The 14,871-nt window shown below is 67.8% G+C and carries 13 protein-coding genes and 2 pseudogenes; 5 read left to right on the top strand and 10 right to left on the bottom strand.

Translation table 11 applies throughout. The features are described 5' to 3' along the window. The 3 genes and pseudogenes from ACWD0Y_RS33320 to ACWD0Y_RS33310 all read right to left on the bottom strand — a co-directional run. A partial coding sequence (locus ACWD0Y_RS33320; protein WP_450264010.1) for an STAS domain-containing protein occupies positions 1-322 on the bottom strand: 322 nt, incomplete at its 3' end. A gap of 1,977 nt (positions 323-2,299) precedes the next feature. Further along, positions 2,300-2,557 carry a WhiB family transcriptional regulator gene (locus ACWD0Y_RS33315; RefSeq protein WP_450264009.1) on the bottom strand — a complete coding sequence of 86 codons (258 nt, stop codon included), beginning with the start codon at positions 2,555-2,557 and terminating at the stop codon, positions 2,300-2,302. Between the two features lie 445 nt (positions 2,558-3,002). Then, positions 3,003-3,536: pseudogene (locus ACWD0Y_RS33310) on the bottom strand (transposase); the annotation flags it as partial. A 196-nt stretch (positions 3,537-3,732) separates the two neighbouring features. Between ACWD0Y_RS33310 and ACWD0Y_RS33305 the strand changes: the two are divergent. The 3 genes from ACWD0Y_RS33305 to ACWD0Y_RS33295 all read left to right on the top strand — a co-directional run bounded on the left by ACWD0Y_RS33305 (position 3,733) and on the right by ACWD0Y_RS33295 (position 5,893). After that, complete coding sequence (locus tag ACWD0Y_RS33305) at positions 3,733-4,608, top strand: alpha/beta fold hydrolase (protein WP_450264008.1); 876 nt, start codon at positions 3,733-3,735, stop codon at positions 4,606-4,608. A 290-nt stretch (positions 4,609-4,898) separates the two neighbouring features. Continuing rightward, positions 4,899-5,531, top strand: a complete 633-nt coding sequence (locus ACWD0Y_RS33300; RefSeq protein WP_450264007.1) for a hypothetical protein — start codon at positions 4,899-4,901, stop codon at positions 5,529-5,531. A gap of 173 nt (positions 5,532-5,704) precedes the next feature. Beyond that, a complete protein-coding gene (locus tag ACWD0Y_RS33295; protein WP_450264006.1) occupies positions 5,705-5,893 on the top strand; it encodes a hypothetical protein in 189 nt (62 codons plus the stop codon). A gap of 1,057 nt (positions 5,894-6,950) precedes the next feature. On the opposite strand, the gene ACWD0Y_RS33290 is transcribed toward ACWD0Y_RS33295, so the two are convergent. Beyond that, complete coding sequence (locus ACWD0Y_RS33290; protein WP_450264005.1) at positions 6,951-7,178, bottom strand: hypothetical protein; 228 nt, start codon at positions 7,176-7,178, stop codon at positions 6,951-6,953. Between the two features lie 235 nt (positions 7,179-7,413). On the opposite strand from ACWD0Y_RS33290, the gene ACWD0Y_RS33285 reads away from it, so the two are divergent. Next, on the top strand, positions 7,414-8,652 hold the full coding sequence (locus tag ACWD0Y_RS33285) for a PP2C family protein-serine/threonine phosphatase (RefSeq protein ID WP_450264004.1): 1,239 nt from the start codon (positions 7,414-7,416) through the stop codon (positions 8,650-8,652). Positions 8,653-8,728: 76 nt separating this feature from the next. Here ACWD0Y_RS33285 and ACWD0Y_RS33280 read toward each other — a convergent pair whose 3' ends face one another. The 3 genes and pseudogenes from ACWD0Y_RS33280 to trhA form a co-directional block, all read right to left on the bottom strand. Then, positions 8,729-8,896: a hypothetical protein gene (locus ACWD0Y_RS33280; RefSeq protein WP_450264003.1), complete on the bottom strand. Its 168-nt coding sequence runs from the start codon at positions 8,894-8,896 to the stop codon at positions 8,729-8,731. A gap of 36 nt (positions 8,897-8,932) precedes the next feature. Continuing rightward, positions 8,933-9,287 (bottom strand): annotated as a pseudogene (locus tag ACWD0Y_RS33275) (PRC-barrel domain-containing protein). A gap of 228 nt (positions 9,288-9,515) precedes the next feature. Beyond that, entirely contained in the window at positions 9,516-10,169 is a 654-nt protein-coding gene (gene trhA, locus ACWD0Y_RS33270) for a PAQR family membrane homeostasis protein TrhA (RefSeq protein ID WP_450264002.1), read from the bottom strand. A gap of 399 nt (positions 10,170-10,568) precedes the next feature. Here trhA and ACWD0Y_RS33265 point away from each other — a divergent pair, with 399 nt between their 5' ends. Then, positions 10,569-11,129 carry a hypothetical protein gene (locus ACWD0Y_RS33265; RefSeq protein WP_450264001.1) on the top strand — a complete coding sequence of 187 codons (561 nt, stop codon included), beginning with the start codon at positions 10,569-10,571 and terminating at the stop codon, positions 11,127-11,129. A 958-nt stretch (positions 11,130-12,087) separates the two neighbouring features. Here the strand turns inward: ACWD0Y_RS33265 and ACWD0Y_RS33260 are convergent. The 3 genes from ACWD0Y_RS33260 to ACWD0Y_RS33250 form a co-directional block, all read right to left on the bottom strand. Further along, positions 12,088-13,431 (bottom strand): pectate lyase family protein, encoded by a 1,344-nt coding sequence (locus ACWD0Y_RS33260; RefSeq protein ID WP_450264000.1) that lies wholly within the window; start codon positions 13,429-13,431, stop codon positions 12,088-12,090. Positions 13,432-13,635: 204 nt separating this feature from the next. Then, complete coding sequence (locus tag ACWD0Y_RS33255; protein ID WP_450263999.1) at positions 13,636-14,163, bottom strand: transposase; 528 nt, start codon at positions 14,161-14,163, stop codon at positions 13,636-13,638. Next, complete coding sequence (locus tag ACWD0Y_RS33250) at positions 14,160-14,612, bottom strand: helix-turn-helix domain-containing protein (protein WP_450264011.1); 453 nt, start codon at positions 14,610-14,612, stop codon at positions 14,160-14,162. Before ACWD0Y_RS33250 ends, ACWD0Y_RS33255 begins: the two co-directional genes overlap by 4 nt. Positions 14,613-14,871: the final 259 nt, after the last annotated feature.

Here is a 14,871-nt window from a genome sequence, read left to right as displayed (position 1 = left end):
CGGTGGAGGCGATGGTGAAGATCTCCTCTGCCCCCACCAGCGTCAGCAGGTGCTGAAGGCGCTCCGGGACCGCGGCCAGGGCCAGAACCGCGCCGGCGCCATGAACGGCCTGACGAGCCGCGAGCAGCGCGTTGAAACCGCGTGAATCGCAGAACGAGACGTCCGCGCAGTCCAGCACCACCCGGCGGTAACCGGCGTCAAGTATCTCGCTGACCGCCCGGGCCAGCACCGCTTCGCCCCCCAGGTCCAGCTCACCGGCCAACGCCAGCACCGCGTCCCGCTCCACCACCGCCGGCGTAATCACCAGCCGCTCCACCGGCACCTGTCACTCCTCATCCGCAGGACACCTTGAGGGGGCATCCCGTATGGAACCACCCTCGGTGCCCTGCCCAGACAACCGGCTCATCATGTCAGCCATAACGTGGTGACAGGCCCTGGCCACACCATTGGTCGATACAGAACGACGGAAGTGCGGGGCGATGACCAGCCAGTGGCCAGTTCGTCTCCGGACCTCGACGAGCGGCGCCCCGCATGGAGCTTGCGGGACGTCGGGTCGCTGATGCTGGGGTGGTGTCCGGGGCTGGTGTCAGCAGTCCCGGACGCGCCTACTTCTACGGTTCGAAGCGGTCGGCCTTTCCTCCAGTGCGGATTTTGTGCACGGTCTGCCGGGACATCCGTACCCCCACCGAAACGCGCTGACCTGTGACCCTCCTCTGGACAGTCTCACTCTCTGGCACTCGCACGAGGTCAGGCCGCGTCAGCAGTTGTCACCCACTGCGTCCATCTTTCCGCCGAACCCCCTCAGGTAAAAATCTGCATAGTCACCCCTGCTCACCGGACGACAGATCTCTTGCCAGTGGCCCAAAGGAACCCGCGTGGTCCGTGAAGTTGCTGGGCAGGTCCCGGTAACCACCCGTCCACACGTAACGGATGCCTGTGTGGTACTGGCCCGTCCACAGGCAGATGGAATTGCTGGGACACAGGACCTGCGCCTGCGCCTCAACGGAGGTACCGAGCGTTGTCGCCACCATCGCACCGGCCACCACCGCCAAGCTCGCCAAACGTTTCCTCATTCCACCCCCCTCAATTCAAGAATAGATTTCTCCCACCATCGGACTCAAAAAGGAAAAACCTTTAATTGACCGGACAACTCTCCCCAATCCAGCCAGTTTGCCGGTCATCGGACCATCTCCGCTCCCACGTAGCCCTTCACCGCTACAGCGGACGCGCTGCGCCAGACGCCCCTCACGCGTCGACGACAAGCTGGCGCCCCGAACCTCATCCACAGATCCGCCGTGCCACCGTTCACATGACTCAGCGCCCCACCGGCTCGTCACGAGCCCCTACGCGCAGCAGGCCGATCAAACCGTCGGACCTCCCGATCCGCGTTCCGCTGATTCACGGTGAAACGAACGCCTCACACCTCGACCGCACCGCCGCCGACAACATGAAGCCGCAATACCTGCTGAAGACGCTCCACGAGGGCCGACTGCCCGGAGAGGGCGACTCGGGGCGTAAGCCCCGGACGCCTGAACCCACCCGGCACAAACCCATAAGGTGGCAGTGAAGGTACGCCCGGCCGCCCCCCGTGCCCGCGCCGTGAATGAAAACTGTGCACTCGGAGGCGGCGGCGTTGCGCCCATAAGACACGGATATCGGATCTGCGGTCGCTACATCCTGGCCGTAGTGATGCGCAGCAAGACTGCATGCTCGGGACCTCGGGCCAGGCGCCTCGAGCAGACGAGCGCATCCAGCGGCCCAACGTGACCTGAAGGGCATAGCCGGAGGGAGGGCGGTCGGGTCGAGGGTGCCAAGGCCGGCGGCTGTGATGCCGCTGTTCGCGTCGATGTGGTCGAGAAGGTGATCGACGCGGAAGCGGAAGCGGAGCTCGGCAAGCCAGCCGCCGCTTTCTCAAACTTCAGTGGCGTCAGAGCGCACCGGTGAAGCGTTCGTATGTGAAGGCTCCAGGAGTCGGGAGCGTCTCGGATCGAACCGGTCAGCAGCTTGAGGGCCGCAGCCAGCAGTCGTCCCACTCCAGGGCGACGGAGAACGCCTACGCTTTCCTCCATGGGTGCCCAGCGCCTGCCGCGTGGCCGCCCGCTGCTCCGCCCGCACGTCCTCCTTCACCGGCAACTGGCCAGAGAGAGGGGGGTGGCGGAACTCCCGCATGAACGCACCCGTCCGAGCGTCGACGGGGCTTGGGTCGGACTGCACCACAGCGGCCGGCGATGCTGCGCCCGCTGGGCTGAGCACGATCAGGGGGCAGGGATGCCTCCAGCAATACGGAACGCCGGCGAGATCAGCCTTCCATCCGGGCTCGAGCCGCCCTGGTCGTCCGTCGCTTGACAGCACGCCGCTCATCTTCCGTCAGACCGCCGCACACGCCCATGTCCAGACCTCCGTCAAGGGCCCATTTCAGGCAGTCGTCCAGAACCGGGCAACGGCGGCATACTGCCTTCGCCTCCTCAATCTGAAGCAAGGCCGGGCCCCCAGTGCCGATGGGGAAGAACAGGTCCGGGTCTTCCCGCCGACAAGCGGCTTTGTAACGCCAGTCCATCGTCGTGCCTCCATTCGCGTAGCTGGATGCTCCTCCACTCGCCTGACCGGTATTGGCACTTGTATGCAGCAAGGCAGGTAACCGCCCCCTATTTCTGAACCGACCGAGCGCGGCTTCCGTTTAGCGCACGCGTAGGGGGTAGGCAAGTGACATGTTCAGGCATCGACGTGTTCGTACGGCTGTTGTACTTGTGATCAGCTGGGTGGTGTTGACAGGCGTCGAGCATTGGGGCGAGGGCGCGTCATGGCGGACGGCTCCACTCAGCGGGCTGGTGTGGGGAGCTGTGGTCACTGGCGTCTGGTGGTTTGCCGAGTGGACGCAGATAGGCCGTCCCCCGGTGACACGGTCCGTAGACGACTCGGGTACCGAAAAACTTCCCCCCATGGTGGTGAAGAACTCCCAACAGAAGGGTTACTGAGGTTGAACTCGTGTGTCGCTGGGTTGTTCAGGCGGGTCTGAGGGTCAGGCCGGTCTCGGCGAGGCAGCCGTTTATGAGGTGACTGCGGTACTGGGTGTGCCGCAGGCCGCGCCGGACGGTCCGGGCGAGGTGTTCGGGGGTGCTGAAGGCGACGTTGGAGAGCCAGCTGCGCCGCAGGAGTGACCAGATTCCTTCGGCGGGCTTGATGTCGGGTGCGTAGGGCGGCAGGTAGTAGGTGGTCAGCCAGTCCCGGGAGGCGGCGAACTCCCGTAGCCCGGCGACCTTGTGGGCGTTGAGGTTGGCCCAGACGAGCACGATGGGGCCGCCGAGCTGCTGGTGTGCGGCGCTCAGCAGGTCCCGGTAGTCGCGCCAGGAAAAACTCTTGCGACCGTCGCGGCGGTCGTTGTCCCTGGGCGGCCGGTAGATCAGCCTCGACCGGTGGCCGGGTTTGCAGCAGGTCAGCGCCGCGATGGAAATCCGTCTGCGGGATCGGCGCCGCACCCGTACTACCGGGGTCCGGCCGCGCTGGGACCAGGTCTTCGCGTGCGGCGGCGTCATGGAGAGGGTCTGCCAAGATTTTCGTGATGCAGTGACGGAGCATCATGCGAGAAGGACTCACTACTTCGGGAGGCACTGAAGCGTGGCCGTCGATTCGAACAGCATGGGTTCCGCAGTGCCGAGCGCTGTTCTCTCCTTCGCTGCCGCGGCCGCTGGGTGACGGCAACCGGGAAGAGGCGGGCACGGGACAATGCGGATCATGGACTACGGCGTGTGGGAACCAGCGCGGCTCGGACAGATCCAGTTGCCGGATGGTCGGCTCCTGGGCTGGGCGGAATGGGGACCGGCCGATGGCACCCCGGTGCTGCTGTGCCCGGGGGCGGCCACCAGCAGGCGGCTCGCTTTCGGCGGCGGCGTCATCGACGCAGCAGGTGTCCGGCTCGTCAGCGTGGACCGGCCCGGCCTCGGAGCCTCCGACCCGGCCCCCGGCCGGACCCTGACCAACTGGGCCATCGACATCCGGCACCTCATCCAGGAGCGGGACCTGCGCACGCCGTCGGCAGTGGGGTTCTCGCAGGGGGCACCGTTCGCCCTCGCCCTGGCGGCAGACGGCCTGGTGAACGCGGTGGCCGTGGTGTCCGGTAGCGACGAACTCGCCCATCCTCGCTTCGCTCACTCGCTGAACCCGCAGGTGAGGGACATGGTGGACGCCGTCGCGGCCGACCCCGGCGCCGCTGAGGCCTCCTTCGCCGGCTTCGGCAGCGCCACCACACTGTGGGATCTGATCATCACGACGAGCTCCGAGGCAGATCGTGCGGTCTACACCGACCCGGTCTTCCAGCACGCCTTCCGGCGCGCGATGGACGAGGCCTTCAGCCAGGGCCCAGCGGGCTACGCCCGCGACACCGTCCTGGCGATGGGCCGCTGGCCGTTCGACCCCACCAACATCGCCGTCCCGGTCGACCTCTGGTACGGACAGCAGGACACCAGCCCGGTCCACTCCCCGGATCTAGGTGAATCGCTCACCCGGATGATCCCGACGGCGACCCGACACCTGCTCCCCGCCGCCGCGGGATCCTTGCTCTGGACACACGCCGAGGCCATCCTGCGCACCCTGCTGGCCCACGTCCGGTGACAACGGTGGAATCGAGCAGCCCGTCTGCAACCAACCGGCTGGACCGGGAATCGAACAGCGCTCTGCGCCGACACCTCCCGAAGTAGTGGACACCTGCTGCCCGTTCTCAAGCTCTGGCACAACTTCTGTGGAGGCGGCGGTGGGCGCTGGAGGAGCAGCTCGTTCCCGCCGAGGTGCTGCCCCGGTACCGGCGGGTGTACCGGATGGTCGACGGTGAGCAGCGGCGGTTCCGCCGGGATCGGTGGTGGACGTCGCGGAAGTCGATCGCTGAATAGGGCAAGCACGAGGTGATGCGGCAGCGGCAGGATGCCGCGCGGGTGGAGCGGGAGGCTCGGCAGAAGGAGCAGGAGGAGGCCGCAAAGCGGCGCCGCCAGGAGTTGGAGGAGCGGGCGCGGAAGGCCGAGGAGGCTGAGCGTCGACGACTGCAGCAAGAAGAAGCGCGTCTGCGCCCGGGGGAGGCACGGCGCCGGTGGGCGGAGGAGGATGCTCGCCGGGAGCAGGAGAGGGTGGAGCGCGAGGCGCGTGTGGCCCGCGAGCAGGCCGAGCGGGAAGAGAGGGAGCGTCAGTCGCTGGAGGTGGCGCGGGTGTGGTGGGGCCGGCTGCCGCCGCAGCAGACCGAGCTGTTCGCCGTCGTCGCCGAGTACGCCTGGCGCGAGTCGAGTCTGCGGGGGGAGGTCCCGGAGAAGCCGGTGATGTGGCCGCAGTACGCCCGCGGTGTTCCGGTTCGCGTGGCCGACAAGCGGCGGACACTGTACGGGACCGTGCGGCCTTGCCCCGGCCTGGTCGCCGCCTGCCCCACACTCGCGGAGGAGCTGGTCTTGGTCCGCAGCGCCCACGAGGCGCGCGAACTCGCCGCCGTCCTGCCTCAGGGCCGGATCCTCCACCTCGACCTGCCCGAGCACGAACAGCTCACCATGATCTGAAGTGGCGCACTGACAGCATTTCAACGGGAATCGCATCACGACCACGCAGGGCTGGCTCGCTTGACATTGTGGCGGGCCGCTGCATCCCCTGGGGATGCTTCCTCCGCAACAGGCCCGGCCAGGGCTGGACCGTCGTCGACCGCTGACCGATTCACCCGAGGAAGGAGACCGCGGTGAGCACCGGCTCCGCGCACCCCGACGACCACCAGGAGCAGCTCGTGGTCCCGCTTGCCGCCGAGGACGTCGCCGCGCTCGGCAGCGACGGCGAGCGGCTGGACCGCGCTGCTCGCCACCGTGTTGCACGGCCTGGCGCTGCAGCGCAGGGGCCGCGCGAGCGCCGCCGAGTGCGTGGCGGCCATTGACGGCACCACCGGCCTGCTGGAGCGGCTGGCTGCCGTACGGGACGCTTCCCTGCGCCAGCCTGCTGCCCAGGACGTCTCGCACGCCGACCTGGCGAAGGCGATGCACCTGGAGAGCCGCGCGACCGCGCAGTCTCGTCGGCGCACGCTGCTGCAAAAGCCGGTGAGCGACCTGGAACGGTGGGCCACCAGGACCAGCAGAGCGGAAGGCGAGTCTCCACCGCCAGCGGGCACACCGACCTGCTTCTCCCCTGACAAGAGATCAAACGGCTCAGGACCGAGAACGGGCAGCTGCGGCAACACTGCTGCGAGGGCTCGCCACGATCACCGAGGCCGAGGACGACCCGGCCTCCTTCATCGCACCAGACCTTCTTCTCAGCTTCTGGCGCCCCTTCGAAGCGGATGACGAACCCGGCGAAGAACAGGGCTACTACTTCAGCTCGGTCCTCCTGGCTCGACCCGGCTACTACGACACACCCGCTGAAGCCGCTGCCAGACTCCGCACAGCTGGACCAGGAGCCGTGACCTGACGAGAGTTCGGCTGGTGACGATCCACCCGTTACCACCGCCTATCAGAGTGGAAGAGCCTCATCAACCACGGTCTTCAGGTCTGCCGCGCCGAAGCGTGGCCCGCGCGGAGGTGAAGGATGGTTCGGGCGTGCGCCCGCGCAGGTCGTGCCAGACCCCCGGCTCGGCGAAGAGGTCCGGGACGCTCGCGCCCGTAGCCCCCCTGACAGGAACCCCGATCAACGCCACGGCGTTGGCGGCGCCTCCCCGGATCATCCCGCCGGGATCGACCACGAGCACGGCGGTGTGCTCCGGCTGCTCGGTCCCCGGGGCGCTCTGCTCACTTCCGCTCACTCGCCGATCACCCCCAGGGTGCGGTCAGGCCGGATACGGCCCGTGCGTATCGGCATCTCTTCCAGGGCCGCGCGCACAGCCCTGCCGGCTTCCCACCCTTCCCATTGTTCCCCGGCGTGCCCTTGGCCGCTTTTCGCAGGAAGACGCCCACGGGGCTGCCTGTGCCCCAGCCACGGGCAGCCGGAGGCGTCGGCAGGCGTCAGCAAGCTCGCACCGGCGCCAGGGGGATCGAGTCGATGTCGAGCGCCCGGGCGCCCGCGTTCGTGAGCGACACGGTGTTCGCCCCCTTGTCCAGAGGGACCGGGACGGCGACGGTCCAGCAGTCGTTCCAGCTCCAGGTGTTCTTGAAGGTGACCTGCCGGGTGGTCGACCCGGCCGTCATGTCGGCGGTGCGGGAAGTGATGCCGGTGTTGTACTGATGCAACAAGCGCTCGGCATGAGCCGGGCCGTTTGATGGGCGGTTAACCGACAGGCGCATCCGTTCAGGGGCTCTGTGGTGCAATGACGTCTGCCCGGCACCGGGCTCGGCCCCTTGCGTACCCCGGGCCGGGGCCCTGAACACCAGCGAGCAGCGAGGAGTCACCGTGACCGTATGCGGTCCTGACGGGGACGGCGGGCCCACCGGTCGTATTCCCGAGAACGAGGGTGACCAGAGCAGGCCGATGACCTTGGCGGGGACGCTGGCGGCGGCTGAGACCGCGGCGCCCGTGGAGTCGCTCGATGTTGTCGCGCGCATGCTCAAGGAGCAGCTCGGGGCCGCGTCGGTATCGTTCCTCATCACCGACTTCACCGGTGGTTCGGTCGTGCGGATGGGGGCGGCGGGCAGCGTCGACACCGATGAACCCGCCCGGCGCATCAGGCTGCGGGGCACTCTGTACGACGACGTGATCCGCACCCAACGGCCGGGCGTGGAGGTAAAGGGCAAGGGCGCGCTGGTGCGGATCGTCGCGCCGGTGACCAACCGCGGGGACGCCATCGGGGTCCTGGAACTGTTCCTGCCGGCAGAGCCGGACGCGGAGGCGATGCGGGAGATCGGCGAGACCGCGCACGCCCTGGCGTACATCGTCATCGCGAACCGGTCCTTCACCGATGTGTACCAGTGGGGCCGCCGGACCAACCCGCTGAGCCTGGCCGCGGAGATCCAGCACCGGTTGCTCCCGGCGTCGCTGGCGTGCGAGGCCGCCCAGTTCGCGGTGGCCGGGGCGCTGGAACCGGCCGACCACGTCGGGGGTGACACCTTCGACTACGTCATCGACCGGGACACGGTCCAGCTCTCCGTCACCGATGCCATGGGGCACGACGTCGACGCCGCCTTGCTGGCCACCCTCCTGGTGAGCGCCCTGCGCCGGGCACGGCGGGCCGGTGCCGACCTTGCCGAACAGGCCCGCCAGGCCGACCAGGCCATGCGCGAGCACGGCCGCCACGGCTACGTCACCGGCCAGCTCCTGCGCATCAGCCTGATCGACGGCAGGACCGAGTTCATCAACGCCGGGCACCCCTGGCCACTGCGGATGCGGAACGGACAGGTGCGGGAGATCACTCCGAAGGTCGACATGCCGTTCGGCTTCCACACCCCTCACACCTACCGGGTCCAGTCACTGGACCTGAGGCCGGGCGACCGGCTGGTGATGCTGACCGACGGCATGCTGGAGCGCAACGCCAACAGCCTCGATCTGTCCGACCTCATCGTGCGCACCCGAGCGCTGCATCCTCGCGAGGCCGCCCGTACCCTCATCGCAGCGATCATCGACGCCAACGACGGCCATCTGCAGGACGACGCGACCGTCATGTGCCTGGACTGGCACGGCACCGGCCACTCCCGACGGGACGCCGACACCGGAGCCGACCTCGCCGACGCCTCCGCCCCGTCGCAGACGGGGCGGACCACCTCCGGGCAATGACTCGAGGACCACTCCGGTAGCCCGCTTCAGCGGCGCTTGGGCGGGCAAGCGGGGTGCTTTGCCCCGGGTGACCGCGTCACCGGGGCAGGCGCCTGCGGCGGCGGCCCAGGCGCAAGCCGAGGAGGACAAAGTCGGCGACCAGAACCACCACACCGATGACCAGCAGGGAGAACAGGCCCTTCGCCACCAATCCGATGACGCCGGGCACGATGGCCACAATGACCAGCAGGAGGAAGAGAGCCATCCGTGCCACCTCATGGTGGGGGAAGTTGGTGGGGCATCAGCGGCGGGCGAGGCGACGTTCGCCGCCCGACCCGTTCGGTAGGCGAGTTCGTAGTGCGCGAAGACCGTCTCCTCGTCCTCGGCGAGCAGTTCGCCGTCCGTGCCGATCGAGGGCGCTTCCCTGACCTGCTTCTTGCCGTAGGCGACCTTCAGATGATCGGGACCTACCGTCGCGCCGTTCAGGGGGACGAACACCAGCCGGTGGCGGGTCGGCAGGCCGACCGTGACCGTCGCGAACGCGGGCTGGTCTGTGGCCGTGTCAACGTAGACCGCCTCCAGGAGGCCGATCTTGTGCCGTTGGTGATCGATCACATTGTGGCCGCGCCACTCCTTAGGTCTTCCGCCTCGAACATGGGGCTCCCTCTGTCACAAGTCTGCTGGAGACTGCTGTCTCGTCTTCCTCCCGCTCCTCCCTCCTTACCTGCCTACGGGACGTCACACCCCGGAGAGCAGCCAACTTGCAGGCGGAGGGAGGACGGCTTCCGTGCGTGGTGCGATGCCTCGGCGGTCGCCCGACCCGTCGCGAATTGGCGCAACGGCTACGTGTGTGACGAGCGGCGCGCGCAGGAGCGCTGTCGCGATCAGTACGCGGCCAGCGAGATGGCGATGTAGTGCGCGGTGGAGGCTGCCACGGTCAGGGCGTGGAACACCTCGTGGAAGCCGAACCAGCGGGGCGAGGGGTCAGGGCGCTGGAGAGCGTAGACGATCGCGCCCGCGCTGTAGAGGAGACCACCGGCCACGATCAGGACGAGTACGGCAGCTCCGCCGGTGTGCAGGAAGTCGGGCAGGTAGTACACCGGTGCCCAACCCAGGGCCAGATAGCACGGGGTGTACAGCCAGCGCGGAGCTCCGACCCACAGGACCCGGAACACGATGCCGGCCAACGCGCCCGCCCACACGATCCACAGCAGCAGGGACCGCTGATCCGGCGGGAGGAGAAGCACGGCCAGGGGGGTGCAGGTGCCGGCGATGATCAGGAAGATGTTGGCATGATCGAGGCGTCGCAGAAGAGCCTCGCCGAGCGGCCCCCAGGTGCCGCGGTGGTAGATGGCGCTCGTGACGAACAGCAGCCAGGCGGTGACCGAGTACACGGCGCAGGCCAAGGCCACCTGCGGGGTGCGGGCCAGGCAGATGAGCACGATGCCTGCGATCAGTGCGGCGGGGACCATTCCGGCGTGGAACCAGCCACGCAACCTCGGCTTGATCGGTTCGGCCAGGTCGGCCGCCCGCTCCACCAGGGCGGCAACCGAGTGAGCCTTCTCCCCTGCATCGCCACTCTGTGATCCGCAGGACAGGCCGTCTTCACGGTGTTCTCCACGCGCTGAGGCGACGTGATTACATCCGACTTCAGCGGCGTGGCGGGACACAGCTTCCCGTCCTCCCTGGGACCCCTGGGCATCACTGGCAACCATGCGGTCATGCTAGGAGACTCACCAGGACAACATGATCGGAGATCGGTCCCGACCCCCCACACCAACATCGCCGGGCTTGGGCTGATTCGCCATCATATGAGCACCGGACCCGGTGACGCTACCGCCAATTGGGCCTGCCGAAGCCGAGTAGATCGGCTGGTCATGGGAACGATCAGGGCTCCCGAACGGGCATCTCCGCTCGCCTACGCGCAAGGATCGCCGATGCTTCCTGAGGTCCGCCCCCACGTATCCGCCCCCCTCGCACACCAGCTGGAACACCAGCTGGGCCTGGCTTCGCATCTCGAAGCCGGCCATCTCGATGTGGAGCGCCTCGCCGGCATCGCAGTCGTCGCAGCTGCCCACTCCGATGGCTATGCGGCCACCGGCCATCTTCTCGGGTTGCTGGCCGCGCTGCCTGCCCCCACCAAGGCAGGAGAGCGCTTCTGGTCGGACCTGTGGAGGTCTTCGGGCACCGCGTACCTGCTACCCGTCAACCTCAAGACCCTGGTGCTGCGTTCCCTGGCAGGAGAAGGAACTCCCCTGGCCCGACAGATCCTCTCGGCCGTGGATGAGATGACCCCGCCCCAGCGCGTCGCGGCCGGGGAAGTGATCGGTCAAGCCCTCGCCGAGTCCGACCATTTTCCCGACCTCAAAACACAGGTCATCGGAGAACTGTGGCTCCGAGACCTCGAGCTCACCGCCTGGCACGTCCTGCACGCAGACCACAGGTCGGACGATGCCGCTGGACGGGCAGCCTTCTCCGACGCCTGGACGAGCGTCTGAACGTCTGCTCCTCCAAGCTGCACTTTGCGTCCCAGGCAGCGTGCGTGACGGTAACCGTAAGCTTCTATCGCCGTCATCGAGCCGGCCGAACGAATCGTCTGCTGTCATTGCACTGTCTGGGGAGCACGTGGAGGGGCCCGGGCCGGAGCCAATGACAGTGGCTCCGGCCCCCCTGCCGCGTGACTGTAACGGGCGGGGCTCGCACCCGGCCGTCACGGCGACGTCACGCGGCCCCCCGCCCGGGCGACATTCAGCTGATGAAAGCGGCACCACGGCTACCATCGGGGCCATGCCCTCCCCGGCCTCGGTCGAGATCCCTCTCCCGCCCGCGAGGATGACCCAGCAGGCCGCCATGGAGGCGGTACGGCCGGGCAGCGCGTGGTGCTGCACCCGGCTGGTGACGACCGTCGGCGGCCGGGCCCGGCTCGTGGGGGCGACCGCGCGGAACGTAAGAGAGGTAGCGACGGGCTTCGGCGAGCAGGTGATGGCGCTTGAAGCTGCCGCGCATCATGTACACCACGGCCACGACGCCGACGGCCGCCAGCTCGTGGCCCGGCTGGTCCAGCTCGCCCAGGAGATGCCGCCCGGTTCGACCGGATCCTCGTCGTCGCCGAGCATCGCCAGGGCTACAGCCGGACCCTCTACAAGCACTGGAACAAGGAGCTCAACGCGACCGACGGGTGCAACACCCGCAAGGAGGTCATCCCGGCCGAAGCCGTCGAGGCACCCCAGGTAGCGGCCGGCGCCGCTCGTGGACCATTTCCGCCGGCTTCTGGCCACCGAGAACAAGGTCATGCGGCCTGCGTGAACCGTCCTGTGGGCTGTTGCCCGGCAGACACCGTGAGGGGCCCGGGAACGCATCCCGGGCCCCTCACAGTCCGTGGCGCGGCGGACCGCGCGGCATGGGTACGCGAGGGCAGGGGGCTCGTGGTCTCCCGGCCCTCGCGTGTCTCGGGTGCTACTTGAGCACGCCCGCCCCCGTCGTCGTCGCCAGCGACGTCGGCAGGTTGCTCGCCGAGGCCTCCAGGCCCGTCGTGAGGGTCGGGGTCCAGTTGACCGTGGTCTTCAGGTCCTTGGACGAGGCGGCGTTGTAGGCGGCGACGAGGTCGGTCATCGTGCCGTTGACGAGGTTGCCGGAGCCCTTGACCGATCCGGTGCCGTCACCGCTGAGGAGCTTGGCGGCCTTCGCGCCGGAGGGCAGCTTCCAGTAGTTGTTCTCCGCGACGACCTGAGCCTTGGCACGGGAGTTGATGCTGTACTGCGGCGTGTACCCGTTGAGGGGCGTGACGTCGTAGTAATTGTTGTAGATGTGGATCTGGCCGATGCGGGCCAGCGGGGCGCGCTGCATGATGCCCTTCCACACGTTGTGGTGGATGGAGACGCGCAGCCTGCCGACACTGTCGGTGTCGCTGCTGCCGATCAGCATCGTCTTGTCGTGATTGGTGAACTGATTGCGCGAAACGGTCACCAGGTCGGATCCCTTGGTGATGTCGAGGGCGCCGTCGTGGATCTGGTACTCGCGGCCGAAGTACTTCGGGTTGGCGCTGTCGAAGTGCGGCGCGTCGGTGAACGTGTTGTGGTCCGCCCACACGTGGGTCGCGCCGCGCAGGGACACCGAGTCGTAGTTGGAGTTCCAGTTGCCGTCGTCACCGTCGGTCGGGTCCCACTGCGGGAAGCAGTCCTCAGTGGCGGCGAAGGCCAGGTTGCGGACGATGACGTTGTCCACGTTCTGAATCTGGAGCATGGCCCCGGTGAGGCCCGCGTTCGTGCCAGGGACGCCCACAATTGTCGTGTTGGCGGGGACCTTGAAGACAATGTTCTTGCCCTGTTTGGCCTGGGCGGCGGCGCGTGCCGTCTCCTGGGAGCCGGAGGGCAGCTTGGAGCGGCCGTAGGTGGCCGGGTCGTAGGCCTTGAGGTAGGCCGACAGCGAGTAGCCGGTACCGATGGCGTAGTCGGCGCAGGTCAGCTTCTTTCCGCTGTCATCGGTGTTGGCGTCGATCATGCCGTTGACCTTGATGATGCGGGGCGTGGTGTCGGAGACCGAGCCCAGCGCCTTCACGAACTGCGCACGGGTGGAGACGGTGAAGGTGTGGGCGGCGTCGGCCTTCGTGCCACCGGTGGTCCCCGTACCGGAGGACGCCCAGCCGTCCTCCGCGGTGAGCGTCTGGTGGTACAGATCGACGGTCCCGGCGTTGGCGTTCATCACGACAACACCGGCGCCGACGCCTGCGGCCACGACGGCCGCGCAGATGACGGTGGCACGACGGGAGCGGAGGGACCGGCGGTGGGAGCGAGCAGCCACGGGGCTTCCTTACAGGGGAGGAACGGGGTTACGCCCTGTCAGTGGCCACCGACCCGTGAATGGTTGCCGCGTGCAGAGATTTTTCCTCCGCTTTTCCCGCCACTCGATGTCACCCGAGTCCGCCTCCACGACGCCTTACCCGATCCGCTCAGCTTCGGCTCACTGCGGGAAGAGCTGGGCTTGCAGCGGCTAGTGCTGGATTCCTCAAAGGACGTACAGATACCGGCGGCGTAAGCGCCTGGTGGGTGGTGCAGGTCTGCCCCATATCCAGGGCCGGGCCCGGGCATTGAGCTGGGATGTTGCCAGGCGGGTGGCTTGTTCGATCTCGGGTGGCCCGGCGAATGACTGTCCTGCGAGGGCGGCCTTGCGGAAGATGTGCCACCAGCCTTCCTGGAGGTTGAGCCAGCAGGCGCCGACGGGGATGAAGACGTGCCGGATCCTTGGGTGATCCTCCAGCCAGGTGCGGGTGGACAGGCTGTTGTGCGAGGACAGGTTGTCGGTGACGACGTAGATGTCCCCGGTGGGATTGGCCGCCTCGATCTTCTGAAGAAATTGCTGGTAGAAGACACTGTTGCGGGAGGATGCGGTCATGGTGACCTGCTGTCCGTCCCGCACGCGTAAGGCGCCGTAGACCCAGGTCTTCTCCGGTCCGCGACCGTAGTCGACCTCGGACTTGATGCGGTGACCGTCCGGCGACCAGCCCGGCGCCGGCGGGAACGTGCGCGGGATCACCGGTCCGAGCTCGTCGGCGCAGACCACCGTCGCGCCATCGGGCGGGTCCAGGACCGGGTGCGGCGCCAGCGCACTCCCTCGGCCAGCAGGATCCGGCGGACCTGGCTGCGACCGATCTCGATACCCAGCCGCCTGCCTTCGGCGGCCAGTGCGTCGAGGGTCCACTCCGGCGGCCCGGACTCATCCGTCGCGGCCAGCTCTCCGTCGGCCTGCACAGTCAGCCGACCAGGCGGCGACTGTTTGACCAGGCCGATGACTCTGGAGCGTTCCGCCTCGGTGATCCACCGCTTGCGGCCCTGTCCGCCCAGGTCCTCCAGCCCGTCCAGGCCCACACGGTTGAAGCGGTGCAACCAGCGGCGGACCGTCTTGGCGCTGCACCTCAACTCATTCGCGATGGCCGGGACACGCTGTCCGGACCAGCTCAAGTCGACCATCCGTGCCCGCAACACCAGATCACGCGGCGCTTTGCGCGCTCGCGACAGTCGACGCACGACCCGTTCCTAATTCTCGTCACGGCTCAGCCGTGCCCGTAACACCATCGCCCAGCCCCCGCCCCCGAGCACCAAATCACCCCGCCACCAGGACATATACCCAGAGAAAGAGGAATCCAGTACTAGGCACTGTTTCGCGGATCATGTTCGGAGCCAGATGACGAGGGTTGCGAGGGTGACGGTGCCGAGGTAGATGTAGGCGCGTTTCTCGTAGCGG

It is taken from the genome of Streptomyces altiplanensis (genome assembly GCF_053591575.1).
The sequence above is the reverse complement of the archived record's forward strand: the minus strand, read 5'-3'. Positions and strand labels throughout refer to the sequence as shown.